The sequence below is a fragment of the Allorhizobium ampelinum S4 genome, from assembly GCF_000016285.1.
Classification (GTDB): domain Bacteria; phylum Pseudomonadota; class Alphaproteobacteria; order Rhizobiales; family Rhizobiaceae; genus Allorhizobium; species Allorhizobium ampelinum.
In genome coordinates, this window is the sequence record NC_011984.1 from 102,440 (window position 1) to 125,779 (window position 23,340).

Genomic DNA, 23,340 nt, shown 5'->3' on the forward strand with positions numbered 1-23,340 from the left:
CAATAAGGTAAGCCGAAAGGCTGGAGGTGCGACTGTCCCTCGATCATCACTTGCATCTGAGTGATCCGTTCTCTCTCCGGGCGTGGCCTCTTTCATGCCACCTCTCGTCGCCGGACTGGCTGGTGAGAATTCTCCGCCCGATTATTCAACCCTTTGTGGGAGCGATGCTCGACACCCGGCATGATCTCTCGCTTGGCTGCGCCGTAGGATCGCAGCTTGTCTGTGATCATCACCCGCGGCGATCGTCCCTGGCCCTTCAAGAGCTTCCGCATCAGGCGCTTGGCGGCCTTGGCATTTCGGCGGCTTTGAACGAGAACCTCCAGGACGAAACCGTCCTGATCAACCGCGCGCCAGAGCCAATGCTTCTTGCCGCGGATTGAAACAACGGCTTCATCGAGATGCCACTTGTCCCCAAGCCGACCGGATGATTGACGACGGATCTCGTTGGCAAAGGTGCGGCCGAATTTCTCCGCCCACAGCCGGACGGTTTGGTGCGAGACAATGATCCCGCGGGCAGCCAGCAAGTCCTCGACCATTCGTAGGCTCAGAGGGAAACGGAAATAGAGCCACACGGCCTGGGCAATGATTTCAGCTGGAAAGCGATGTCGGCGATATCGTGGATCACGGTCTGTCATGGCCCGTCATTCGCACATCAAATTCCACATTTCGTTAAGTTGACGATGCCTGACGAAGAACATCGCTGATCGATTTGTCAGCGCGCTTGCAGAGAAAGCTGCGAAATTGCCCGCTGGCGATCCTTCCGGTGCCAATGTTTTGGGAGCGTTGGTCAGCCCGGAAGCGGCAGAGAAGATGGACGAGATCATTTCCGACGCCGTCTCGAAAGGCGCAACAATTCTGGCAGGGGGCCGACGAAATGGCACGGTGGTGGAGGCAACGGTTATCGATAACGTCACTGCCGACATGCGCATCTACCGCGAGGAATCGTTTGGTCCGGTCAAACCGGTGATCCGGGTGGAGGATGCCGAAGAGGCGGTCGAAGTTGCCAACGACACGGAATACGGTCTTTCAGCGTCGATCTACACCCAGAATGTCACGGAGGCGCTCAAGTTGGCCGCCCGCGTCAAGTCGGGGATTTGCCACATTAATGGCCCCACCGTCGCCGATGAACCCCAGATGCCATTCGGTGGGGTGAATTCGTCGGGATGGGGACGTTTTGGCGGTAAGGCAGCAATCGCCGAGTTCACGGATTTGCGGTGGTTGACGATTGAAGACGCTAAGCAACGATTTCCCTTTTAGCGCTGCATGACACGGCTACCTAGTGCACGGGTAGAGGAACTTCCGAAGACGATGCTAGGGATCGGGAACACCACCTGCCGAGCTGTCCAACAGTATCGGGATCGTAACCGGCGCCAAGAAGCGCATCGTCGCTGACAAGCTTCGCTCCTATGCAGCGGCACAACACCAGGTCATTCCGACAGTCGAGCATCGATCGCATCAGGCCTGGACAATCGCACCGAGAACTCGCATGGAAGGCCATCTGATCCAACCGCATCTGTCCCAAAAGACTCTTGCGGATTTATCCTTACATCACCCAGCCAGGAGCTTTCTCGGATCATCCCCAACGAGATGGAGCGACCTGCTCGGATTGTGTGTGGATCCTCCTTAAGTTGGAGGTTGGGGGTGTTAGTCGGCGGGACGCCGGACGGTTGCGTGCAAAGAGTGCGTCGTCCTCACCCACAAGCAGAGCGGCCCGAGGAGGCGCTCGACTACATTGCTCAACTGGAACCTCATGGATTACATTTGAGTGCCGGCGCGTAATCCTGAAAATGAGATATCGTCCCGTATGCAGGCGATCCGGTGACCACCGCTCACTTCCCTGAGCGCCGGACGCGCCAACGAACAAGCCTCAATCGCGAAAGGGCAACGTGTGCGAAACACGCAGCCACTTGGAGGATTCGCAGGGCTGGGTGGATCGCCACGAAGCGCGATCCTCAGGACCGGCCTGACATCCGCATCAACCCTAGGGATGGCGCTCAGCAAAACGGCTGTATACGGGTGACGGGGGTTGGAGAACACGGCCTCCACCGAACCTTCCTCCATGATCCGACCAAGATAAAGTACAACCACCCGGTTGCACAGGTGCTTCACGACCAGTAGGTCATGGCTGATGAACAGAAGGGTCAGGTTCAACGTCTCCCGCAACTCAATAAGCAGTGCGAGAATTTGAGCCTGAACGGATACATCAAGGGCGGAAACCGGCTCGTCGGCGACAATGAAGTCTGGCTCCGTCGCAAGGGCGCGGGCAATCCCGATGCGTTGACGTTGGCCGCCGCTGAACTCGTGCGGAAACCTTTGGGCGTGTTCCGGACGAAGTCCGACCTGAACTAGGAGATCCGCAATCCGGCTTTTGCGTTCGCTTCTGCTCTTGCGGGTATGGAGCTTCAAGGCATCGTTGATTTGCGAACCGATCCGACGCCTTGGATCAAAGCTCGAATAAGGATCCTGGAAAATAATCTGCATCCGTTGACGAAGTCGGCGCAAATCAGTCTTGTTCATGCCGTCGAGCGTCTCACCGTCGAAGGTCACCGAGCCACCGCTCAGAGGGATGAGATTGAGGAGAAGCCGTCCGATTGTGCTTTTGCCGGAGCCACTTTCGCCGACCAGCCCGACTGCCTCGCCGCGGTTGATGGTGATGGACACATCGGAGACAGCTCTGACCGGTTTTTTGGCGGACAGGAACTGCGACGATCCAAAGGTTTTTTCCAGGCACGAGGCCTCGATCAGCGGAATGGTCATAGTTCCTCCCAACGAATACACCGGGTTTTGCGGTCGACTTCAATGCTGACCAAGGAAGGTCGCTGTCTTTCACAGTCGGGAAGGCAAAGCGGACATCTCGGGGCAAACGAACAACCGGGTGGTAGATGATGCGGCGGCGGAACGGAGCCTGGAATACCAACGGGCGCGGGGCCGAACTCCTTGGGATAGCTCTTTAGGAGAGCCATGGTGTACGGGTGTTTGGGTTTGTGGAAGACATCTCCGACCGGTCCTTCTTCCAGAATTTCCCCGGCATACATGACCATCACCCGGTCAGCAATTTCGCGGACGACACCAAGGCTATGCGTCACAAACAGGATCGCGAGATCACCCTCATCCCGGCGTTTGCGGATGAGATCGAGGACCTGCGCTTGAATTGTCACATCGAGCGCCGTTGTCGGTTCGTCCGCAATCAAGAGCTTAGGCTGGTTGGCCAACGCCATCGCAATCATGACGCGCTGCTTCATTCCGCCGGACATTTCGTGCGGGTACACACGAGCGCGACGGGCGGGATCCGCGATCCCGACAGATGAAAGGAGGTCGACGACGGCGTGCGAAACCTGCTTGCGGGTCATCTTCGCATGGGCTTGCAATGCTTCCGCCAGCTGGAAGCCGATCTTCTTGACCGGGTTGAGGCTGCTCGATGGATCCTGGAATATCATGGCGAGCTTGCGCCCGCGACGCTTCAAGAGCTCGCCTTCGCTAAGCCCGAGGATTTCTTCGCGCTCGATCTGGATACTGCCCGACCGCGCTGCAACCCCCTCGGGAAGCAGGCCCATGACCGACAGGCTGAGCAGCGATTTGCCGGATCCGCTCTCACCGACCAGCGCAACGATTTCGCCGCTACAGATCGATAGAGAGACATTGCGCACCGCATAAAGGGGAGCTTTATCGTTGGTAATCGTGACCGACAGGTCATTCACTAAAAGACAGGCGTCGCGATTCGCATCCGCCGCATGTGACAACCGCGGCTCGATTATCGCTCGGGCTCTGAGTCTCGGCTTTGGGTCGAAGTGGTCACGCAGACCGTCGCAAAGCGCATTCATGACGAGGACGATGAAGGTAAGCGCCGCAGCTGGCCAAATGAGGAGATGCGGAGCCTGATACATAGACATACGCGCGGACGCGACCATGAGACCGAGCGATGATTCCGGTGGCGGAACACCGAGACCTAGAAAGGAGAGGCCTGATTCCATGAGAACAGCCGTCGCCATGGCGATGCTACATTGGACCAGAAGCGGCCCGATAATGTTCGGCAATATCGTGCGGAACATGATAAAGGAGCTGCGCACCCCGAGCGCCCGCATGGCTTCGACGAATTCCTGTTCGCGGATACCAAGAACGCCGGAGTAAACGACCCGCACGAAAGTGGGTACGAAAACAACGGAAAGTACCCCAATCAGTGTCGTGAGCCCCGGACCCGCGATCGTCACGACCAGCAGGGCAACCAGCAAGGGCGGGAAACAGAGCATGACATCTGATCCCCTCAATGCGAGAACGGCTGCAATCCCTTTGTAATAGCCTGCAAGAAGTCCAAGCACCGTCCCGATGGCAGCGGCAATCAGCGTCGCGATCACTGCGATCGTCAAGGACACGCGCACGCCATGAAGAAGCCGCACCAGGACGTCGCGACCGAAATCGTCCTGTCCGAGCCAGTGCGAAGCGGACATCGGGCCGAAGCGGCCCGTAAAATCCATGGCAATCGGGTCGGCTCTCAGGAGAAGCGGGCCGCAAAAGGCTGCAGCGACAAGGAGGGTCAGCGCAACAATACTGAAGACAAGTCCGGGCTTCATGCGACGCGGCTCCTGGGATCGAGCACTCCGTAAAGGATATCGATCAGCAAATTGAGGAGCACAAAGACGATCGAAATCGTCATGATGATGCCAACCACCATCGGGTAGTCCCGGTAGTTGACAGAAGACACGAGCAACGACGAAAGGCCCGGCCAGTTGAAGACGTATTCCACGAGGACTGTGCCGCCCAAGAGCCCACCAAGTTGCAGCCCGAAGACTGTGGTTATCGGCAGTAGCGCATTGCGGACGACATGGTGAATCATCGTCCGGGGTCGTGACACACCCTTGGCGCGTGCGGTACGAATATAGTCCTTCAGCGCAATCTCTAGAACGGCCGTGCGCGTAATCCGGAAAATCGTCGCTGAAAGCCCGACCGCGATCGTGGTTGCTGGCATGATCAGCAATATCAGATGCTGAACAGGATCTTCGCTGAAGTTTACGAAGCCGCCGGCAGGTACCAGCCGCCAATACTGCGCCAAAAGGTAAAGAATACCTGTTCCAACGACATAGATTGGAATGGAAATGCCAAGACCGGCAATGGCGCTGAGGACACGATCGATCCACATGCTTCTCGAAAGTGCCGCAGCCACCCCGAAAGGGATACCAACGAGGGCGCTGATCAACGCGGCTGCACCGATCAGTTCGAATGTGCGCGGCAAGCGCTTGGCGATTTCGGCTCCCACGGAGGCTTCGTCACGCAGCGAATATCCGAAGTTTCCGTGCACAAAACCCTTCCAGGCCTGCAGGTATTGTTGGAGGAAGGGCTGATCGAGACCGAGCTGGGTGCGCAAGGCGGCAACAGTTGCCGGATCTGGTGCGGAGCCACTTTGCGAAAGAAGGAGTTCCGCGGGGTCGCCCGGAACGAGGTAGATGATGGAGAAGACGACGCTTCCGACAATCCAGACCAGCAGGATTGAAATCAGCAAGCGTTTTACAAACCAGACCATAATGCTTTCCTAGATAACAGACGTCGGCAGATCCTGGGCATGCGAAAGATAATGCCGAAAACAAATCAGGCGACCGGCAGTAGCCGGCCGCCCGACGCCTCGTTAACTAAAGCGACGTGCTCTCCAGGGTTCTTCCGGAGAAGAATGTGAGCGCTCCGGGAAGGTTGTTGAAGCCCTGGACATTCTTGCGCAGCGCATAGGACTGGTTGCGCCAGGTCAAGCCCACATAGGGGGTGTTTTGGTAGACGAGTTTTTCGACCTCGGCATAGATACCCTTGCGGGCCTCGAGATTGCTTTCCCCACGACCCCTGGCCAACATCTCAGCCAGGCCCGGCGTCTTAATGTTGAGGCTGCGGGTATAGGCGGGCGACAGGGAATCGTCGACGATGGATGTGATCCCGTCCGGGTCATTGTTGTCGCAAGCGGTTCCGTTCACGCCGATATCGAACTGACCCTTGTTGCCGAGCGAAACACGCGTTGCAAAGTCCGGAAGGTTGAGCTGCGCCTGGATGCCGATTGCCGCCAGACCCTGTTGCACAACCTCCGCTGTGGCCTTCTGGATCGCCACGTCGGATGCTGACAGGAGATTGCACGAAAATCCGTTCGGAAAGCCGGCTTCCGACAGGAGTGCCTTGGCCTTCGCCAGGTCTTCGGTCCAGAAATTCGAGCGCAGGGCATCAAAATAGGGAGTGCCCTTGTAGAAAGGAAGACCCCTCAGGGGTTCACCGTGCCCATAGAATGCCGCCTGGACCATGGCCTCACGCTTCATCGCGAAGGCAACAGCCTGGCGAACGCGTGGGTTGGCCATCGGCCCCTGCGTGCCGTTGAACATCAGGTACATGAAGGCGCCCGGTGTCGTATCCAGCTTGAGATTGGGATCTTTCTCAAGGTTGTCGATCGCCCACCATGGGGCGTATTCCGTCATGTCAATGTCACCTGTCTGGAGGGCCGCGACACGCAGGTTTTCGTCCGGAAATGCCTGCAGCCGGATCTTCGAAACTTTCGGCAGGCCCGGCTTGTAATACTTGTCGAAGGCTTCGACGTCGATGTAGGAGCCACGCTCAATGTTGACGAGCTTGAAGGGACCCGTCCCGTTGGCGTTGTTTTCCTTCGTCGTCCCCTTTTTCAGGATCGGCATATAGTAGGTCGCCAGGAGTTGGGTCACCGTCACCGACGGGTTTTTCATGATGACCTTGACGGTCCGCTCATCCGGAGTCTCGATCGAGGCGACTTCCTGAAACTGAGCGCGGAAGTAAGCGGTCGAATCCTTGGCTGCGACCTGTTCCAACGTCCACTTTACGTCTTCTGCCAACAGCGGCTGACCGTCGTGATAGGTCGCCTTGCGCAGCTTGAACGTGAAGACCTTGTTGCCGTCATTTTCAAAACTCTCGGCAAGCTCTCCCTGCAGACTTCCATCCGGGGCAAATGAGAACAGGCCCCTGTGGACAAGGCTCATGAACGTGCCGGCGGCGGCGCCGGCATTCACCCATGGCGTCAGGTTGGCCGGAAAATTGTTGAGGCCATAACGAAGATACTTGCCGGGCGTCTGCGCCAACGCGGTCTTGGCGGCCATTCCGACAAATGGAAGTGTAAGCGAACCGCCTACGAAACCACGACGAGAGATATTCATGCTTTAGTTCCCCTTCTTTAGCTAACTTCCTATTGCGAGAAGGCACGCGGCGCCAAGCGCCGAAGTAGCTGCCCTTGTCGAGCAACCCCTTCACGCCCGCTTGACACGGTGGCCCGGAGTCAAGTTCAGATAGTTATGCAAGAATATATAGCCCAAAATGTAGTCCAGTTGAAATTGGATTGCAAGCTGGTATTGTCGGGCGGTCAAAATTTTTGGTCGCGCAGGCAATCACGCGCGATTTGGTCTAAAACCCCACCCACTGGAGGGCAATCGCGTGAGATCGGTAGAGATCGCCGAGCATTAAGCGGTGAGGGGATGCGCGAATGCGCAAGGCCGGCCGGGCCTGTTGCGGACCAAACCAGAGCGTTGGGGTCGTATGTTAACGTGCTGACCGGTCTTTTTCGTTCGTCCGAAAGACGACCAGTTTAGGATTGTTCAGCGAGTTCATGTACTCGATGGCCTGGCCATCACTGGTTTCGACGGTGAGGCGCAGGGACAGGACTGCAGCGCCCGGGGTCATTTCGAGCAGACGGCTTTCGAGGTCGTTCAGATACGAAATGGTGATGGTTCGGTCCGCATTGATTGTTTCATATCCATAGCGGCTTTTGAGCAACGCGTAGAGCGATTGCCCAGTGATTAGATCCTCAGCCGTCAAATCTGGTACAAGCTTGGTGACGAGATAGCTGGTCTCAATGCAAAAGGGCTTCTGGTTTATACTCCATAGGCGCCGAAGAATGGTGACGTCGTCATCCTCCGCGATGCGAAGGCGCTCCGCCATTCTGGCGCTGGCCTTTTCCACATGGAAATGCAATAGTTTATTGCTCGAAATGCCACCTTCCTCGGTGATGTGGCGCCCTACGCCGATAGACCTGTAGATATCAAGTTTGCGCGCCACTTTCGCTGCAGCGACGCGCGTTCCGCCGGTTCCATTGCTTTCTAGCAGGCCCGCTTTGATCAGATTTGCGACAGCTCGCCTGACGGTCGCCCTGTTGATACCGAGGGTTTCAGCGAAGTCGCGTTCGGAAGGAATACGGTCGCCCGGGCCGTATTCCGAAGAGGTGAGCAGTTCCTTGATGTGTTGCTCCACCTGCCTGAATAGAGGGCCTTTCCCACTGCTGGCCGTCGTTCCGCTTGCTGCTTCCGAAAGAATCTGACGTCGCCCTGTCTGCGTCGGTTTTGCTGCGGTCACGCTCAATTTGTATCCCACCGGTTCTGACTGAAGTGTTCCAATTATAATGGCGCCAAGAGTACCAAAAGTCAACGAAACTGAGCATCCTCAAAAAATGTGGTCTAGTATGCCTTGATCTGGTCCGATATCTGGTATAGCAAAATGACACCGCATATGATCCAGACACATCAGAGAGTAGGTCAAACCATGCAGCCATCCCAAATTGAATCCTCCATCCAGAGCGCGCTTGCAGCGGTTGCGCAGCGGAAATCGGTTTCGACCATCTACTTCGTCGCCTGTGGCGGATCGTTTGCCCAGATGCATCTGCCGAAATATGCGGTTGATCGAAATTCCTCGACTATTTTTGCTGAGACTTTCAACTCGGCCGAGTTCATTGCTCGCAATCCGGTTCATCTCGGCGAAGGAAGCGTCGTCATCCTTTGCTCGAGCTCCGGCAACACCCCCGAAACGGTAGCAGCCGCTGCTTTCGCAAAGAAGAAGGGCGCCTTCACCATCGGACTGACCACGAAACCCGAGTCTGAGCTCGGGCAGGTCTCCGATTCAACGGTTCCCTATGTCTCGACGCCGCTGATCGGCAACCAGGACGCACCGTCCGGTATCATCCTGCGAATCGCATTCGGTATCGTGAACGCTCGCGAAAATTCGCCAAAGGCGGCTGCACTTCTGTCGGCGCTGGAAAAGGTCGGAGATATCGCAGCCTCCGCCCAGAAAGTTCATGCGGAGGATGCCCGCGAATGGGGTGAGCGCAACAAGCGCGAACCGACGATCTACACGATGGCGTCGGGTTCGAACTGGGGTGTCGCCTATTCCTTCTCCATCTGCATTCTCCAGGAGATGCAATGGATCAACTCCCAGGCAATCCATTCCGGCGAATACTTCCACGGTCCCTTCGAAATCACCGACTTCGATACGCCAATCTTACTTCTTGTCGGCCTTGGTCCGACCCGCGAGATGGACACACGGGCACAGAAGTTTGCCGAGAAATACTCCAAGAATCTGCTCGTGCTGGATGCCGCCAAGATCGACATGCACGGCGTCGCGCCCGAGGTTGCCGAATACATCACGCCGTTGGTGTTCCAGCCGCTGATGCGCATCTATGCGGTGGAGCTGGCGGAGCGTCGCGGCCACCCGCTTACGGTTCGCCGATACATGTGGAAGATGGAATACTGATTGACCATAGGGTTGTGTTCTCTCGTCGATCGACACAGCTTCTCTAAAAAGTGTCTTCCCGGACCGCACGCATCGCTCGGTCTTCGTGAGCGATGCGAAACTGACCAGCCCCACGATCTCTGGGGCTGGTCCGAAAGCCACCGAGGCGACCGTAGAAAATGGGTACTTTCATGTGGGATCGCGAGCCGTCACTTCTTGGAATAGGCGACAACACCGTCGACGTCTATGTCGACAAGGGTTGGATGTTTCCAGGCGGAAACTCGGTTAACGTCGCCGCGATGGCCGCCAAACTCGGTGTTTCCGCAGGCTATGTTGGATGTCTTTCCCGCGATCAATACGGCTCGCTGATCTATGACGCCTTAAAAGAAGAAGGCGTTGACCTGTCCCATTGCCGCAGAGCCGAGGGCGCCAATGCCTGCGCTCTTATCGGCCATGACCAGGGAGACCGCCGATTTCTAGGCTCCCGTCCGGGCGTGCGGGAAGACTTTACGCTGATGGACGACGACTACCTTTACATGAGGTCCTTCGACATCGTGCACACGAGCATCTTCAGCGGTCTCGATGATCGTATCGAGACGCTCGCGGAGAACGCCACGATGCTTTCCTACGACTTTTCCAATCGTTGGACGGATACTCATCGGGATCATCTGGCGGACAAGATCGATATTGCTTTTCTGTCCTTGAGCGAGCTTGCACTCGACGAGTGCGAGGGAGTGCTTAAAAGCTGGGCGCAAGCTGGATGCCGGACCGTGGTCGGGACGCGCGGGAGCGAAGGTTCTCTTGCGCTTCACGAGGGACGGCTTTGTTCCTTTGGCGTGAAGCCCGCTAGGGTCGTGGACACGCTCGGTGCAGGTGACGGTTTCGTCGCCGGCTTCCTGGTGGAATGGTCCAAATCGTCCGACCTCACGCGCGCGCTCGAGGCTGGTGCCGTCAATGCTGCTGCAGCTTGCGCGGTCATGGGCGGTTTTGGCCATGGCCGACCCTTCTCGGTTCTCCCGGATGACCTGCCGCCCAGGCGTGCAGCCGCCCGCACCTGACAGGGCGTCGGTCTCTGAAAAGGCGCGGCCGGCGTATATATCAATACTCACACCCGGAGTAACGCTGAACTAGGCGGCCCGGGCTCGATAAAAGGGGATCTTGCTTGAACTGGATTATCGGTGTCGATGTCGGCGGCACGTTCACGGATTTCTTTGCCTTCAACGCTATGAGCGGTGAGAACCGCTACTGGAAGCGCCCTTCCACGCCCGATGATCCGGCAAAGGCGATCATCGACGGACTTGGCGAACTGAGCCGGGCCCACGGCATTGATCTTAAGGACGTCTCGCGACTTTGCCATGGCAGTACCGTTGCAACAAACGCACTTATTCAACGGCGAGGAGCCCCGGTTGCGCTCGTCACGACGAAGGGCTTCCGCGATGTTCTGGAAATCGGGCGGCAGACAAGGCCGGCCATTTTCGACTTCCATCTCGACCAGCCGGCGCCCCTCGTTCCCCGGCGCCATCGTTTCGAAATCAACGAGCGCATCATGGCAGACGGAAGCGTGCGCAAACCCGTTGATGCCAGCGATCTAAGCGCGGTCATCGACGCAATTCGCGCCGAAAAGCTTCCTGCCGTCGCCGTGTGTTTGCTCTTCTCCTACATCAGGCCCGAACATGAAAAAGAGGTCGGAGAGGCAATCCGTGCAGCGCTCCCGGATGTTGCGATATCGCTGTCGAGCGAGGTTCAGCCGGAGTTTCGTGAATTCGAGCGGTTCACCACGACTGTCGTCAATGCCTATCTTCAGCCTCGCCTTGATGTCTACATCACGACCCTGATCGAAACACTGGGCAAAGCCGTCCCCAACGCCAAGGTTGGTATCAACCAGTCCAGCGGCGGATTGATGTCGCTGGCAACAGCGCGCGCGTTTCCGGCGCGGATGGCTTTGTCGGGGCCTGCAGCCGGCATCGTCGGTGCGATCGAGATCGCAAAGGAAGCCGGGCGCTCCGAGGTGATTACGCTCGACATCGGCGGCACAAGCGCTGACGTGGCGCTTATTCGCGACAATGTCGCTGAACTCTCCAGTGGGCGAGACGTCGATGGTTTTCCGATCCGGTTGCCGATGATCGATATTGCAACGGTCGGCGCGGGCGGCGGCTCGATCGCGTGGTTCGATACCGACGGCCTGTTTAAGGTCGGCCCGCAAAGCGCCGGCGCTGTACCCGGTCCCGCCTGCTATCGACGTGGCGGGACCCTGCCGACGGTATCAGATGCCAATCTAGTGCTTGGCCGCCTGCCGTCGACCCTGATCGATGGTGAGATGACGCTCAGCCGCGAACTCGCTGAGAAGGCCCTGAAGTCGGTTGCCGACCCCATGGGCAAGTCGATTGAGGCCACCGCTCTGGGCATTCTCGAAATCATGACTGGCAACATGGTCCGCGCAATCCGCACGATGTCGGTTGAACGTGGCCACGATCCGCGGGATTTCGCGTTGATGCCCTTTGGCGGAGCCGGGGCACTTCACGCCCGCGATGTGGCTGTTGCGCTCGGTATCGGTGAAATTATCGTTCCGCTAGCACCAGGTATTGTCTGCGCCCAAGGGTTGACCGACGCCAAACTTCAGGAGAGCTTTGTCGTGAGCAGCCTGATCGTCTGCGAGGATGATGCCCGCGATACAATCACCGCCACTGTGCAGGGATTGCTCCAAGCCTGCGACGACTGGTTTGAACGCGAGCAGATCGAGGCATCGCATCGAAGCATTGATATCAGCGTCGACGCCCGCTTTCGTGGTCAGAACTATGAACTGAATATCATACTCGGTCAGTCACGTACTGGCGCGCCGCCCGACATCGTCTCCATGGATGAGCTCAGGGAGCGTTTCTTCGCAGCACATCACCGAGCGTATGGGTTTGCAGATCGCCAAGGCTCCGTCGAAATCGTCAACGTCCGGGCCACCGCACACGCCCCTCTGGGCGTGGCAAGATCGCCGATGCAGGTAATTGCCTCCGAACGCCGCCCTCAGGCAAAGCAGTTCCGCGAGGTATGTTTCGGTGTCGCCAAAACAGTGAAGACGCCTGCCTTCCGACGCGATGAGCTTGAGCCCGGAGACCTGATCGAAGGGCCAGCAGTTATCGACCAGATGGATGCCACCACGGTTATTTTCCCGGGCGATATTGCCCATGTCGACACTTTCCGCAATATCCTCATCGAGGTTTCCCAATATGTCTGAGACCGCGACCGTGCTTCACGACCCGATCACGCTGGAAATCCTCTCGAACGCGTTGCGCTCGGTGGCGGACGAGACCTTTGTCGCCCTGCAGAAGAGTGCGTTTTCCACGAATATCAAAGAGCGCCACGACCATTCTACCGCCTTGTTCGACAGTAGCGGCCGCCTCGTCATGCAAGCCCAGAAATCCCTGCCGCTCCATGTGGGTGCGATGTCCGGCACGGTGGCCAAGGTCGTCGAGAAATATGGCACCGACATCCACGAGGGCGATGTTTTCGTCGCAAACGATCCCTACGCCGCATCCGGCACCCATTTGCCCGACATCTGCATATCCGCGCCCATCTTTTTCGACGGGCAACTGATCGGTTTCAGCAGTTCGACCGCACATCACGCCGATATCGGCGGCGCGAGTGTTGGTGGGTCGGCCGCCGGGTTGACCGAGATCTTTCAGGAGGGCTTGCGGATTCCAATGATCCGCCTTTTCTCGGAAGGGATGGTGAACCAGGAGCTGTTCGACCTCCTGCTGTTGAACGTGCGGCGGTCGGAAGAGCGCAAGGGCGACTATAATGCTCAGTTTGCGGCGGTAGCACTCGGCGTCAAGCGCATGCAGGAGATGTGCCGCCGTTATGGTGGGCCTTACGTTGCTGCTGCCTTCGATGAGATCATCGCCCGGACCAAAAAGCGGATGGAGAGGGCGATCGCGAGCATTCCGCAAGGCGAATATGCCTTTTCTGACATTATCGATGACGACGGGCTGGGGAATGAGAACATCCCCGTTGCAGTCCGGATCATCAAAAGCGCGGATCGCCTCACCGTCGATTTCGAGGGATCTGCCCCCCAGACCGCAGGAAATATCAACTCCCCCTGGGCGGATACTGTCGCAACCGTCATCTATGTATTGAAGTGTGTCCTGGACCCGCACATCCCCAGCAATCATGGCCTGTTTGCAACGGTCGACGTCGTAGCGCCAAAGGGGTCAATCGTCAGGGCGGAGTTTCCGGCCTCCGTGACAAATCGCTCTACGACTGCACAGCGTGTGGTGGATATCATGATCGGAGCCCTGGCTCAGGCACTGCCCGACCGGGTGGTCGCCGCCTCAAACGGTGCCAATACCGGTATCTATTTTTACGGTACCGACCATCGCACCGGCAAGCCGTTTTACTTTTTCGAAACGATGGGAGGCGGCTTCGGCGCTCGCCCGGAAAAGGACGGAAAGGACGCTGTCCAAGTTCACACTACCAATACCGCCAATACGCCCGTCGAAGCGCTCGAAAGAGAATTTCCGCTGTTTGTCGAGGAGTATTCGGTGGTGGAGAATTCCGGTGGCGCAGGTCGTCAGCGCGGCGGCTGTGGGCTGCGTCGCATCGTCAGGCCGCTTGGTCAATCCTGCACATTCGGGGGGACTGGCGAGCGCTTTAATAACCGCCCATGGGGTTTGTTTGGTGGTCAGCCCGGGGAGATGGGCAGCTTCGCGATCTCGGGCGACGATGGAAGCATGACGCGCCTGCCGAACAAGATCCCCAAAGTGCCTGTGGCACCCGACCAGACCGTCGTCATGCAAACGGCTGGCGCCGGCGGATATGGCGATCCCGCCGAGCGTACGCCCGCCGCGGTCCATGACGATCTTCTCGATGGGCTTTTCTCCCGTGCGTATCTCGAAAAACATTACCCCGCACAGATCAAGAGCGCCGAGTAAACGGAAACAAACAGGCAAGGCCCGGCAGGCAGGTCTCGCGACAGCCAGCTTGAAACAGCAGGAGGGCACCATGATGGCGAAAGCGCGCAAAGTTGGAATTATTGGCGCGGGAACGATCGGCAGGGCGATCCTCCACGATCTGATGACATCGCGCCTTGCGGAGATCGACTATATACTGATTTCCAATCCAAGCAGACATGTGGACCTGCGCGATTTGGGCCCAGCCATTCTCACCGACACGGAAGAAGCGCTGGAGCGATCTGTGGACCTTGTCATCGAGGCGGCAATGCCGGATATCCTGGCTCGTGTGGCGCCAGCTGCGCTCCGCTCCAGCGATGTCTGCGGCTTCAGTTGCACCGCGCTTGCCGACCCGACGACCGAGGCGGCGATCCAAGCTGCTTGCCAAAGGTCGGGGCATAGACAACACGTTCCCCACGGCGCGATCCTTGCGCTAGATGGACTTGCAGATGGTCGTGACGTGATCGATCGTGTGACGGTGACTACGACCAAAAGTGGCAAAAGCCTTGGGATCGACAAGGATGCAGAGGGTGTGATCTTCGAAGGTCCAACGCGCGATGTTTGTGCCCGCTTTCCCCGCAACGTGAATGTCCATGCCGCCATCGCGCTAGCTGGGATCGGTTTCGACAATACTGTCAGCCGCGTCGTAGCCGCTCCCGGGCAGGAAGACATGCTGCACCGTCTGGTAGTCGGGGGCAGGGGCTTTTCCTGGGATATCCAAGTGTCTTCCCGTTCGCTCGGCGGGGTCACCGGTGCCTACACGCCACGGTCCGCAGTGGGGTCCATTCGCCGTATTCTGGCCGGTGGCGGATTAAGCATTGCCTGACCAATGCGAGGCAACGGCAATCGAAGGGCAGTTTAGGCATGAGCACAACGATCGATATCGAGGCCGCAGCGCGCCGCATAAACGAAAATGCGCTCCGAACGCCGCTTCTGAATTCCCCGCTGATGGACGACGTTGCCGGGCGGCGCATCCTTGTCAAAGCCGAATGCCTGCAGAAAACTGGATCTTTCAAGTTTCGCGGGGCCTGGTCGGCAATCTCCGCTCTTCCCAATGATATTCGCGACCGCGGGGTTATTGCATATTCGTCCGGCAATCACGCACAAGGCGTAGCACTCGCCGCCCGCATGCACGCCATACCTGCTGTGATCGTCATGCCAGCCGATGCCCCGAAGATGAAGGTCGATAACACGCGTGCCTATGGCGCCGAAGTCGTTCTCTATGACCGGCGGACGGAAGATCGCGACGCGATCGGCGTGGACATTGCCCGAGCCAGAGACCTGACACTCATACGCCCTTACGACGAGCCTAACGTGATCGCAGGGCAAGGCACGATCGGGCTCGAACTTGTCGAGCAGTTGAAGGCACTCGGTGTCGCCGACACGCAAATTCTCGTACCGTGCGGCGGTGGTGGGCTGACCTCGGGAACTGCGCTTGCGCTCGAAGCCTCAGGCACTGGGTGGACCGTGCGCCCCTGTGAGCCTGAATGTTACGACGACACGACCCGCTCGCTGGCGCAAGGGTCGGTCGTTGCCAATCCTGGGTATGCACCCACAATCTGTGATGCGATCATGACGCCGCAGCCCGGCAATGTCACCTTTCCAATTATGCACAGATTGTGCGGACCCGGTCTGGTTGTTTCCGACGACGAGGTTCGCAGGGCCATACGGCTAGCCTTCAACCATCTGAAGATCGTAGTCGAACCGGGTGGTGCGATCGCGCTCGCTGCAGCGCTTTCCCGCCAGAACAGAATCGACACGGATACGATTACCGTCATCGCTTCAGGCGGGAACGTTGATCCTCATGTCTTTGCGTCGATGTTATCGATGTAATGCGTTATTCATCCTAGTTTCAGGAAGAGGTTTGCATGACCACGGTACTCGAAAAATTTGAAAAGTTGAAGACCGAGCATGCGCCCGGGCAGGAGGTACGGCAAAAGACGCCCGCCTTCGAAGAGTTGTTGATTGGCGAAAAGCTCGAAGGTCGAACGGTTGATTTCTCCCATGGCGACGTCGATGCATTCCTTCCGACCCCTGGTGCTTTCGAAGAGTTCAGCGACGGTGTGCACAGCGGCGGCAAGCAAGCCTACACCGTGTATCGTGGGCTTGCCGATCTCCGCGAAATTCTGTCGGTGAGGCTCACGAGCTTTACCGGCGCACCGGTCAACGCTGCCGACAACCTGATCATTACCCCCGGAACGCAAGGCGCTCTTTTCCTGTCTGTCGCCGCGACTGTTGCCGCCGGCGACAAGGTTGCAATAGTCCAGCCCGACTATTTTGCAAACCGTAAGCTTGTCGAATTTTTCGAAGCGGAAATGCTGCCGGTTCAGCTCGACTATCTTGGCACTGACAAGGCTGCGGGGCTCGATCTCAACCAGTTGGAGGCAGCCTTCCGCGATGGCGCCCGCGTATTCGTGTTTTCCAATCCTAACAATCCGACCGGCGCGGTCTATTCCACGGAGGAAATCGATGCCATCGCGGCGCTTGCGGACCGGTACGGCGCAATGGTCATTGTCGATCAACTCTACTCGCGCCTTTTGTACGAAGGCACGGAATACCAGCACCTCCGCGCCGTTGGCGGAACCGGCCGCGACAACGTCATCACGATCATGGGGCCATCTAAAACCGAGTCGTTGAGTGGTTACCGTCTCGGCGTCGCCTTCGGCCCCTCATCGGTCATCGAACGAATGGAGCGGCTCCAGGCGATCGTCTCCCTTCGCGCTGCCGGATATAACCAGGCGGTCCTCCAGACTTGGTTCTCTGAACCTGATGGCTGGATGAGCGAGCGTATCAAACTTCACCAGGCTATTCGCGATGATCTCCTTACCCGTTTCAGGGCGAGAGCAGACGTCGCAGTACGCACACCACAAGCCGGAAGCTATATGTTTGCCAAACTGCCGCGGCTTCGGGTATCGCCTATCGACTTCGTCAAGATCTTGCGCCACCAGGCAACGGTGATTGTGACGCCGGGAAGCGAGTTCAGTCCCCACACCGCCTCCAGCATCAGGCTGAATTTCTCCCAGAATCATGCGGCCGCTACGGGGGCTGTCGAACGATTGGTTACGCTGATCGAGCGGTACAGAGAAGCGCGGCCCTAACAGTAGGCTCCTGGTCCAGGCTGCCTGAACTTGCTCCGCGGGCCGCTATTCTATCACTCAGATTAACGTCCACAAATCAAAACGCGGCCAAACGGACCGGCATCTTCCGCGAAAGGCCACTCTTTAACGGTTGGATAGATACCCTGATGCGGATCGTCTTGTTCTCCGGCGGAAGCGCCTGCCGTACAATCAATATTGCGCTTTGCCGTAGGGGGTGCCATGTGACCCGCCTCGTTCCGGCGTGGGACAGTGGAGGAAGTTCGAAGCCCATTCGTGATCGGTTGGGAATAATGTCGGTGGGCGATCTGCGCCGAGCCTTAACAACCATGGCGATCGGCGAAGGACGGAAGTCCGCCCTAGTCACTCTCCTCGAAGCCCGCGTCCCGCCAGGCCTATCGCGAAGCGGAGCGTGGCGAACGTTCCAGTCATACCTGCGTCAGTCCCTCGTTCTGTTTAAGCAAATCTCTCCGTCCGATGGGCAGGAAATCGCGAATTGCTTGCAGCATTTTGCTTCGGCGGCTGGGGCAGATTTCGACTATCGCAATGGCAGCATCGGCAATTTCGTTCTCGCAGGCGCTTGCGTTGCTTCGGACGACAAAATCAATGACGCTGTTTCTTCCGTGCGGAAGATGTTGAATGTCGAAGGTGATGTTTGGCCGTCATCTGACGATGATGATCTCTCTCTTAACGCGACGTTGAAGAACGGAAAGCGTGTATTGTCAGAACACGCCATAACCAGCCTTTCCGACAATGATTCTGACGTTGGAATCCAAAAATACGGCTGATACGTGAGGCGAGCGGATTGCCGTCACCTAATCCCCGAGCACTTGAAGCCATTGAGAAAGCTGACCTTGTTGTGTTCGGCCCCGGCAGCTTCTACACCAGCATCCTCCCTCATCTTTGTGTGGAGGGTCTGGCCCAGGTCCTGGCCAGGATCAGCGCTCCTACTGTACTTGTAACCAACATTCTGCAGTGCCGAGAAACATTGGGATGTCACCTTGAAGACCTTCTCGCCGCTTTCGCACAGCACTGGCCGCAGTCTCGGCGGTGCCCGAAAGTCCTCGCCAATTGTTCAATTTCGAGCGACGCTGTGGACGGTGCCGTATTTCCCTACTTGGTGAGCCAAACCGCAGATGAATGTGGATTTGGATTTGAGGTTCGAACCAGTGTACTCGAAAGCCAGTCACAGCCAGGGCAGCATTGTGGCGGTCGTGTTGCCGCCGAACTGCTTGCCATCGTTGCAAAAGATCGAGCATTGGCGCGATGATCCTAAAGCAAACGTGGTGCCCGGTAGCACGTCTCGTTGCTATAGGTTTCGAGATAAGTCTGCCCTTTCGGGAATGCGATCGATAGTTAAAGCTACATCAAACTATTCGATCTTCCCGCCCGCGCTTTCATTCTGCGCTACTGCATCGACAGAGATAGTTACAACATCGCTTCTTACAAAAGAGCGATAGAAATCAAAAACCCTGCCACTCTCTGCGCGTGACGTCGATTGTATCAAGAGAACGGGTGCGGCATTGGGCAGACCGAGCTCCTTTGCGATGTTAGCTGGGGCCGCTTCGGCGGCTCATCGCCTATGCCTCATCCTGGCTGAAGTGCTGGCATCCCGATGTCTTCTGTGCGGCCCTTCTCAACGCCCAGCCGATGGGGTTCTACGCACCGGCGCAGATCGTGCGCGATGCCCAGAAGCACCATGTCGTCATCCGGCCCGTTTGTATCAACGCATCGCGTTGGGACTGCACGCTTGAACCGACCGAAGACGGCCGTTTTGCTGTGCGGCTCGGTTTCCGCATGGTGAAGGGGCTGGCGAACAAGCACGGGGCGGCAATCGTCGCCGCCCGCGAGGATCAGCCGTTCGAGTCGATCGACGATCTCTGGCGGCGGGCAAATGTCCCTTCGGCGTCGCTCGTGCAGCTGGCCGAAGCCGATGCGTTCCAGCCGGGACTGAAGCTCGCCCGGCGCGAGGCACTCTGGGCGATCGAAGCCCTGCGCGACGAACCCTTGCCGCTGTTCGCCGCAGCGGCAGCCCGCGAGCAGGCCGTCATCCCGGAGGCAATCGAGCCGGTGGTGGCGCTGAAGCCGATGACATCTGGCGGCGAGGTCGTGGAGGACTACAGCCATGTCGGGCTGACGCTGCGTGCCCATCCGCTGAGCTTTTTGCGCAACGATCTGACGAAGCGCCGTATTGTCACCTGTGAAGACGCCATGAACGCTCGAGACGGCAAATGGCTGGAGGCTGCCGGCCTTGTCCTGGTGCGCCAGCGTCCGGGGTCAGCCAAGGGCGTGATGTTCATCACCATCGAGGACGAGACGAGCCACGCCAATCTCGTCGTCCGGGTGAAGACCTTCGAGAAATACCGCCGCGTCGTGCTTGGCGCAGGCATGATCGGCGTCTATGGCAAAATCCAGCGTGAAGGCGAGGTGGTGCATCTCGTAGCGCACCGGCTGACTGATCTTTCTGCCGAGCTTGCCAGCATCGGGTCGCGGAACAAGGCATTTCCGCTACCCCATGGCCGCGGCGACGAGTTTCATCATGGGTCGCCGACGTCGGATCCGCGCGGCCTGCCGAAGGTTCGCGATATCGTCGATCCGTACGGGCACATCGATCAGATCAGGGTGAAGACGCGTGATTTTCGATAAATTCCCTGGGCTGCCTTCGCGCCAAAAAAATAGGGCCATCGGAATACCGAGGCCCTTTAATTGTGAAGGTCAAAAACCTCCAGAGGGGAACAGCTGATACGATGGACCTGGGAGGAAGCCATCGCGTGCATCAGCTATAGGCATACTGCCTAGATATTGTGCGATGCGCAAACAAGAATTGTGCAACGCACCTATGCAAAAGGGGATGGTCTACCTAACACCCTCGAATTTGCGGTTGCTTGGCGCGTGCCGCTCCTTCTCCACCGTACGCCAGCATTGGCGGCGAGCTACTCCCAGACCGGTGTGGACGGACGACCAGAGTGTGGTGTGCGGTGATGTGTCCCGGATCAGCAAGATCTTTGAAACTCGAGGCCGGGCTCATGGAGGCGTTCCATTCCCGCTCTTGATGGATGGCTTCCTGGTCCAGCCCCGGATCTCCGTCGATCAACCCGCTGCGGGGTCCGCTACGAAAGCGTGCGGCCACTCGGCTTTGCCTTCGCGGTGATCGCGACCGGTTCCGGACACTGACGGGAGCCATCGAGCGGGAACGGCCCGCTCCAAGATGGAGCCCTTCGATGAACACAGATCTCACCCTCGCACAGAACCACGCCTTCCAGCTTTCCCGCACCCTTATGGTCCCGGTCACGCTTTTCCGGTCCGGCGACGAGTTCGGCGTCCTTCCGAGCGACGAACTCGATGACGGCGAGGTCGAGACCATCGCGGAGTTCGATCCTTTCGCCTACGGGCCGGCTCATTGAGCCGGCGTTGCCTTGCCGCTTGCGAGCTGCAGGCGGCAAGGGAAGCTTCGCCGCGGCTGGCGCGGCCCTCGGTTGCCAAGGTGCAGATCTGCAGGTTGCCAGCCCCGCCCTTGCCTCCTTTGCTCTTCGCGGACCGTCGGAAACGGTCCCGCAAATTGCGGGAGGAATGAAACGGACAAGAAGGGCGGCGCCAGGAGCGCCGGCAGAATGATGGAAAAACAGAAACTGGAAGACCTGCGGGATCGTGTCCCGTGCGCCGTCGTGCTAGAGCAGGCAGGGTTCGCGGTCGATCTGAAGGAAAGCACGCGGCGGGCAATCAAATACCGGCGCAGCGGGGAGATTGTCATCGTCATACACGGCGGCAGGGGGTGGTTTGATCCGCTGTCCGAAGCCAAGGGCGATGTCTTCAGCCTCATTCAGCATATGGAGGGTTTCTCCTTTCTTGACGCTCTGAATCGTGTCGCGTCGCTGGTCGGGGTCGACTTGCAGGAGCCAGAATGGCGACGCTCAGTGCGCGATGCGGCTCCTGCAGCATCCATCCGGGAGCGATGGGACGGCCGGCGACAGCCATGGCGCTGGTCTCTGACATGGCGCTACCTTTCAACCGATCGCTACGTACCGAACAGGATCATCCGTGCGGCTGTTGAGACCAATGTCCTGCGGGAAGGGCCTTATGGCAGCATGTGGGCGGCCCATGTCGATGACGCTGGTGCCGTGACCGGCTGGGAAGAGCGCGGCCCGGACTGGCGGGGATTTTCGACGGGCGGATCGAAAGTGCTGTTCCGGCTCGGTGCCAAAGACGCCCTGCGCTTATGCGTCACCGAAGCCGCGATCGACGCCATGAGTCTGGCCGCTTTCGAAGGGCTGCGCGAGGGAAGCCTCTATCTCAGTACCGGCGGGGGCTGGTCGCCGACGACAGACGTCGCCCTCCGCAAGCTCGTCACGCGTACGGGTGCACTGCTCGTCGCGGCGACCGATGCCAACAGCCAGGGCGAGAGTTTTGCCTGCCGCCTTCGCGCCATTGCCGATGAGGCGGGCTGCGACTGGTTACGGCTCAAGCCGCCGGCCGAGGACTGGAATGATGCGCTACGCGCTCGCGAGCAAGGAAGAAACGAAAGAAGAATGGAAAGAGAGGGAGGCCTGCCGCATACCCGCCGGCCGCGTCAAGGGTGAAGCTTCACCCGGCTACGCCGGCCCTTGACCCGGCCGGACGGAGAGGCGGCTTGAGGGGAGGGGTCAGGAAGGGCTGAAGAGAAGATGGCGACCATGAGGATCCGCTGCGCTATCGCCCGGACGAGGCTGAAGGAGCCCGCTCATGACCTTCTCTCCCATCCGCAAAGTTTATCAGGGTGTAGCCGATCGCCGGCAGATGTTCCGCATGTTCGATCGACACGCGCAACGCCCCAACCGTTGGGAGGGCAATGATGGTGCACTCTACTGCGGCGAATGGTTCGAGATCGACCCGTCGTCTCATGACTATATGTTCGAGATTCTGCCGCCGCTCTGGACGCGCGGCGAGATGTTCGCCATGCGCGAATTCCTCACCGACAGCATCACCAGCGTTTTCTACACGCTGAAGATCGACGACCGCATGCGGCATTTCCACGGTTATTGCGATCTCGCCGACAGCGGTTCGTCTGAGCGGATGCGCGATGCGATTGTCGAGCGCGAGACCCGGCCCGTGCGGGCGATGACGCACGAGGAACGCCTGGACCACATCTGGTCGAGCACGAACGACGAGTATCGCGGCTATGCCGGTGAGCGTTGGTCAGACCGCGACCGCGGCAAGCGCACCGTGTTGTTCTACGGCGGACGCCAGGGCACGGTCCTGAAGCTGCTCGAGGATCTCACCGAGGACGAGATCGCTGCCAAGCTTCCGGTGCATTTGCGCTATCTGCCTGACGCGATCGCGGCGTGAGGAGGATGCTATCCATGCTTTCCTTTCCGATTGAATCCGTGCGTGCGGTGATCGCCCGCGGCCGCGCCGACGCCCAGGCCAATGGCGGCTACCGCAATCCCCATTATGGCCTTTTTCCCGGTCGCGACGAACAGCCGGGCGTTTGGCTCGTGGGTGATAACGGTGTCTATCTTTGCTCGAACGGCAAATTGCCCAATGGCGAAAAGCCTTTCGTTGCTTACGCGCTCGAATGCGATCCTCGCACGAACGACGACTGGTTCGAGGTGAAGCGCATGACGTTCGGCGGGGACGACGGCGTGGAATTCATCGATGCCGCGCAGCTGGAGGCCATGATATCTGTCTGCCCAAACGCCAGGCATCTCGGCATCACCTTTGACGAGGACTCGATGGAGGTCTTCATCATCGAGTGGTCGTAGCGTCCCGTCATAGCGGGATCCCCAACGTCAATCAGCGTCTGTTAGTCGCCCCATCCCAGTGGCGGAGCGATGACGCGCGCTTTCACA

19 protein-coding genes and 4 pseudogenes are annotated in these 23,340 nt (G+C 58.5%); 16 read left to right on the forward strand and 7 right to left on the reverse strand.

The features are described from left to right. Window positions 1–101: 101 nt before the first annotated feature. Window positions 102–635: pseudogene (locus AVI_RS23960) on the reverse strand (IS6 family transposase); the annotation flags it as partial. 61 nt (window positions 636–696) lie between these two features. Here AVI_RS23960 and AVI_RS23965 point away from each other — a divergent pair. Both AVI_RS23965 and AVI_RS30710 read left to right on the forward strand, forming a co-directional pair. Next, a pseudogene (locus tag AVI_RS23965) lies at window positions 697–1,257 on the forward strand (aldehyde dehydrogenase family protein); the annotation flags it as partial. A gap of 118 nt (window positions 1,258–1,375) precedes the next feature. Beyond that, a pseudogene (locus AVI_RS30710) lies at window positions 1,376–1,488 on the forward strand (IS6 family transposase); the annotation flags it as partial. Between the two features lie 267 nt (window positions 1,489–1,755). On the opposite strand, the gene AVI_RS23970 reads toward AVI_RS30710, so the two are convergent. From AVI_RS23970 to AVI_RS23990, 5 genes are all read right to left on the reverse strand, one after another. Next, window positions 1,756–2,757 (reverse strand): ABC transporter ATP-binding protein, encoded by a 1,002-nt coding sequence (locus tag AVI_RS23970; protein WP_012650551.1) that lies wholly within the window; start codon window positions 2,755–2,757, stop codon window positions 1,756–1,758. Next, window positions 2,754–4,568: a dipeptide/oligopeptide/nickel ABC transporter permease/ATP-binding protein gene (locus AVI_RS23975; RefSeq protein WP_041699329.1), complete on the reverse strand. Its 1,815-nt coding sequence runs from the start codon at window positions 4,566–4,568 to the stop codon at window positions 2,754–2,756. The genes AVI_RS23970 and AVI_RS23975 overlap by 4 nt, the downstream gene beginning before the upstream one ends. Beyond that, window positions 4,565–5,515 carry an ABC transporter permease gene (locus tag AVI_RS23980; RefSeq protein WP_012650553.1) on the reverse strand — a complete coding sequence of 317 codons (951 nt, stop codon included), beginning with the start codon at window positions 5,513–5,515 and terminating at the stop codon, window positions 4,565–4,567. The genes AVI_RS23975 and AVI_RS23980 overlap by 4 nt, the downstream gene beginning before the upstream one ends. Window positions 5,516–5,621: 106 nt before the next feature. After that, window positions 5,622–7,145, reverse strand: a complete 1,524-nt coding sequence (locus tag AVI_RS23985) for an ABC transporter substrate-binding protein (RefSeq protein ID WP_012650554.1) — start codon at window positions 7,143–7,145, stop codon at window positions 5,622–5,624. A 379-nt stretch (window positions 7,146–7,524) separates the two neighbouring features. Next, window positions 7,525–8,334, reverse strand: a complete 810-nt coding sequence (locus tag AVI_RS23990; RefSeq protein WP_234627261.1) for a GntR family transcriptional regulator — start codon at window positions 8,332–8,334, stop codon at window positions 7,525–7,527. Window positions 8,335–8,520: 186 nt separating this feature from the next. On the opposite strand from AVI_RS23990, the gene AVI_RS23995 reads away from it, so the two are divergent. The 9 genes from AVI_RS23995 to AVI_RS31890 all read left to right on the forward strand — a co-directional run bounded on the left by AVI_RS23995 (window position 8,521) and on the right by AVI_RS31890 (window position 18,785). Further along, window positions 8,521–9,504, forward strand: coding sequence for an SIS domain-containing protein (locus AVI_RS23995; protein ID WP_012650556.1), 984 nt, complete (start codon window positions 8,521–8,523; stop codon window positions 9,502–9,504). 158 nt (window positions 9,505–9,662) lie between these two features. Further along, window positions 9,663–10,541, forward strand: a complete 879-nt coding sequence (locus tag AVI_RS24000; RefSeq protein ID WP_007759465.1) for a PfkB family carbohydrate kinase — start codon at window positions 9,663–9,665, stop codon at window positions 10,539–10,541. Between the two features lie 104 nt (window positions 10,542–10,645). After that, entirely contained in the window at window positions 10,646–12,709 is a 2,064-nt protein-coding gene (locus AVI_RS24005; protein ID WP_012650558.1) for a hydantoinase/oxoprolinase family protein, read from the forward strand. A 10-nt stretch (window positions 12,710–12,719) separates the two neighbouring features. Beyond that, the gene (locus AVI_RS24010) at window positions 12,720–14,402 is read left to right on the forward strand and encodes a hydantoinase B/oxoprolinase family protein (RefSeq protein WP_234618182.1); all 1,683 of its coding nucleotides are present in this window, start codon (window positions 12,720–12,722) and stop codon (window positions 14,400–14,402) included. A 70-nt stretch (window positions 14,403–14,472) separates the two neighbouring features. Continuing rightward, the gene (locus AVI_RS24015; protein WP_007751186.1) at window positions 14,473–15,246 is read left to right on the forward strand and encodes an aspartate dehydrogenase domain-containing protein; all 774 of its coding nucleotides are present in this window, start codon (window positions 14,473–14,475) and stop codon (window positions 15,244–15,246) included. A 38-nt stretch (window positions 15,247–15,284) separates the two neighbouring features. Next, complete coding sequence (locus AVI_RS24020; RefSeq protein WP_012650560.1) at window positions 15,285–16,253, forward strand: threonine ammonia-lyase; 969 nt, start codon at window positions 15,285–15,287, stop codon at window positions 16,251–16,253. Between the two features lie 35 nt (window positions 16,254–16,288). Next, window positions 16,289–17,518 carry a pyridoxal phosphate-dependent aminotransferase gene (locus tag AVI_RS24025; RefSeq protein WP_012650561.1) on the forward strand — a complete coding sequence of 410 codons (1,230 nt, stop codon included), beginning with the start codon at window positions 16,289–16,291 and terminating at the stop codon, window positions 17,516–17,518. A gap of 146 nt (window positions 17,519–17,664) precedes the next feature. Then, window positions 17,665–18,303 carry a 2-phospho-L-lactate transferase CofD family protein gene (locus AVI_RS31755; protein ID WP_012650562.1) on the forward strand — a complete coding sequence of 213 codons (639 nt, stop codon included), beginning with the start codon at window positions 17,665–17,667 and terminating at the stop codon, window positions 18,301–18,303. Window positions 18,304–18,320: 17 nt separating this feature from the next. Then, window positions 18,321–18,785, forward strand: a complete 465-nt coding sequence (locus AVI_RS31890) for a 2-phospho-L-lactate transferase CofD family protein (protein WP_187152413.1) — start codon at window positions 18,321–18,323, stop codon at window positions 18,783–18,785. Between the two features lie 102 nt (window positions 18,786–18,887). On the opposite strand, the gene AVI_RS29905 is transcribed toward AVI_RS31890, so the two are convergent. Continuing rightward, a complete protein-coding gene (locus AVI_RS29905; protein ID WP_080517065.1) occupies window positions 18,888–19,064 on the reverse strand; it encodes a UTRA domain-containing protein in 177 nt (58 codons plus the stop codon). Between the two features lie 23 nt (window positions 19,065–19,087). Between AVI_RS29905 and AVI_RS24035 the strand changes: the two are divergent. The 5 genes and pseudogenes from AVI_RS24035 to AVI_RS24055 form a co-directional block, all read left to right on the forward strand. Next, window positions 19,088–20,161: pseudogene (locus tag AVI_RS24035) on the forward strand (helix-hairpin-helix domain-containing protein); the annotation flags it as partial. Between the two features lie 575 nt (window positions 20,162–20,736). Then, entirely contained in the window at window positions 20,737–20,919 is a 183-nt protein-coding gene (locus tag AVI_RS24040) for a hypothetical protein (protein WP_041699335.1), read from the forward strand. Window positions 20,920–21,126: 207 nt separating this feature from the next. Next, window positions 21,127–22,092, forward strand: coding sequence for a DUF3991 and toprim domain-containing protein (locus AVI_RS24045; RefSeq protein WP_336247055.1), 966 nt, complete (start codon window positions 21,127–21,129; stop codon window positions 22,090–22,092). Between the two features lie 142 nt (window positions 22,093–22,234). After that, window positions 22,235–22,837: a DUF1419 domain-containing protein gene (locus tag AVI_RS24050; RefSeq protein WP_041699337.1), complete on the forward strand. Its 603-nt coding sequence runs from the start codon at window positions 22,235–22,237 to the stop codon at window positions 22,835–22,837. 14 nt (window positions 22,838–22,851) lie between these two features. After that, window positions 22,852–23,253 (forward strand): DUF3085 domain-containing protein, encoded by a 402-nt coding sequence (locus AVI_RS24055; protein WP_012650568.1) that lies wholly within the window; start codon window positions 22,852–22,854, stop codon window positions 23,251–23,253. The last annotated feature ends 87 nt before the right edge of the window (window positions 23,254–23,340 follow it).

What these genes read in the sequence shown, in the direction of transcription:
- AVI_RS23970 (WP_012650551.1), bottom strand. Translation starts at nt 2,757, where the DNA reads ATGACCATTCCGCTGATCGAGGCCTCGTGCCTGGAAAAAACCTTTGGA.
- AVI_RS23975 (WP_041699329.1), bottom strand. Translation starts at nt 4,568, where the DNA reads ATGAAGCCCGGACTTGTCTTCAGTATTGTTGCGCTGACCCTCCTTGTC.
- AVI_RS23980 (WP_012650553.1), bottom strand. Translation starts at nt 5,515, where the DNA reads ATGGTCTGGTTTGTAAAACGCTTGCTGATTTCAATCCTGCTGGTCTGG.
- AVI_RS23985 (WP_012650554.1), bottom strand. Translation starts at nt 7,145, where the DNA reads ATGAATATCTCTCGTCGTGGTTTCGTAGGCGGTTCGCTTACACTTCCA.
- AVI_RS23995 (WP_012650556.1), top strand. Translation starts at nt 8,521, where the DNA reads ATGCAGCCATCCCAAATTGAATCCTCCATCCAGAGCGCGCTTGCAGCG.
- AVI_RS24000 (WP_007759465.1), top strand. Translation starts at nt 9,663, where the DNA reads ATGGGTACTTTCATGTGGGATCGCGAGCCGTCACTTCTTGGAATAGGC.
- AVI_RS24015 (WP_007751186.1), top strand. Translation starts at nt 14,473, where the DNA reads ATGATGGCGAAAGCGCGCAAAGTTGGAATTATTGGCGCGGGAACGATC.
- AVI_RS24020 (WP_012650560.1), top strand. Translation starts at nt 15,285, where the DNA reads ATGAGCACAACGATCGATATCGAGGCCGCAGCGCGCCGCATAAACGAA.
- AVI_RS24025 (WP_012650561.1), top strand. Translation starts at nt 16,289, where the DNA reads ATGACCACGGTACTCGAAAAATTTGAAAAGTTGAAGACCGAGCATGCG.
- AVI_RS31755 (WP_012650562.1), top strand. Translation starts at nt 17,665, where the DNA reads ATGCGGATCGTCTTGTTCTCCGGCGGAAGCGCCTGCCGTACAATCAAT.
- AVI_RS24040 (WP_041699335.1), top strand. Translation starts at nt 20,737, where the DNA reads ATGAACACAGATCTCACCCTCGCACAGAACCACGCCTTCCAGCTTTCC.
- AVI_RS24045 (WP_336247055.1), top strand. Translation starts at nt 21,127, where the DNA reads ATGATGGAAAAACAGAAACTGGAAGACCTGCGGGATCGTGTCCCGTGC.
- AVI_RS24050 (WP_041699337.1), top strand. Translation starts at nt 22,235, where the DNA reads ATGACCTTCTCTCCCATCCGCAAAGTTTATCAGGGTGTAGCCGATCGC.
- AVI_RS24055 (WP_012650568.1), top strand. Translation starts at nt 22,852, where the DNA reads ATGCTTTCCTTTCCGATTGAATCCGTGCGTGCGGTGATCGCCCGCGGC.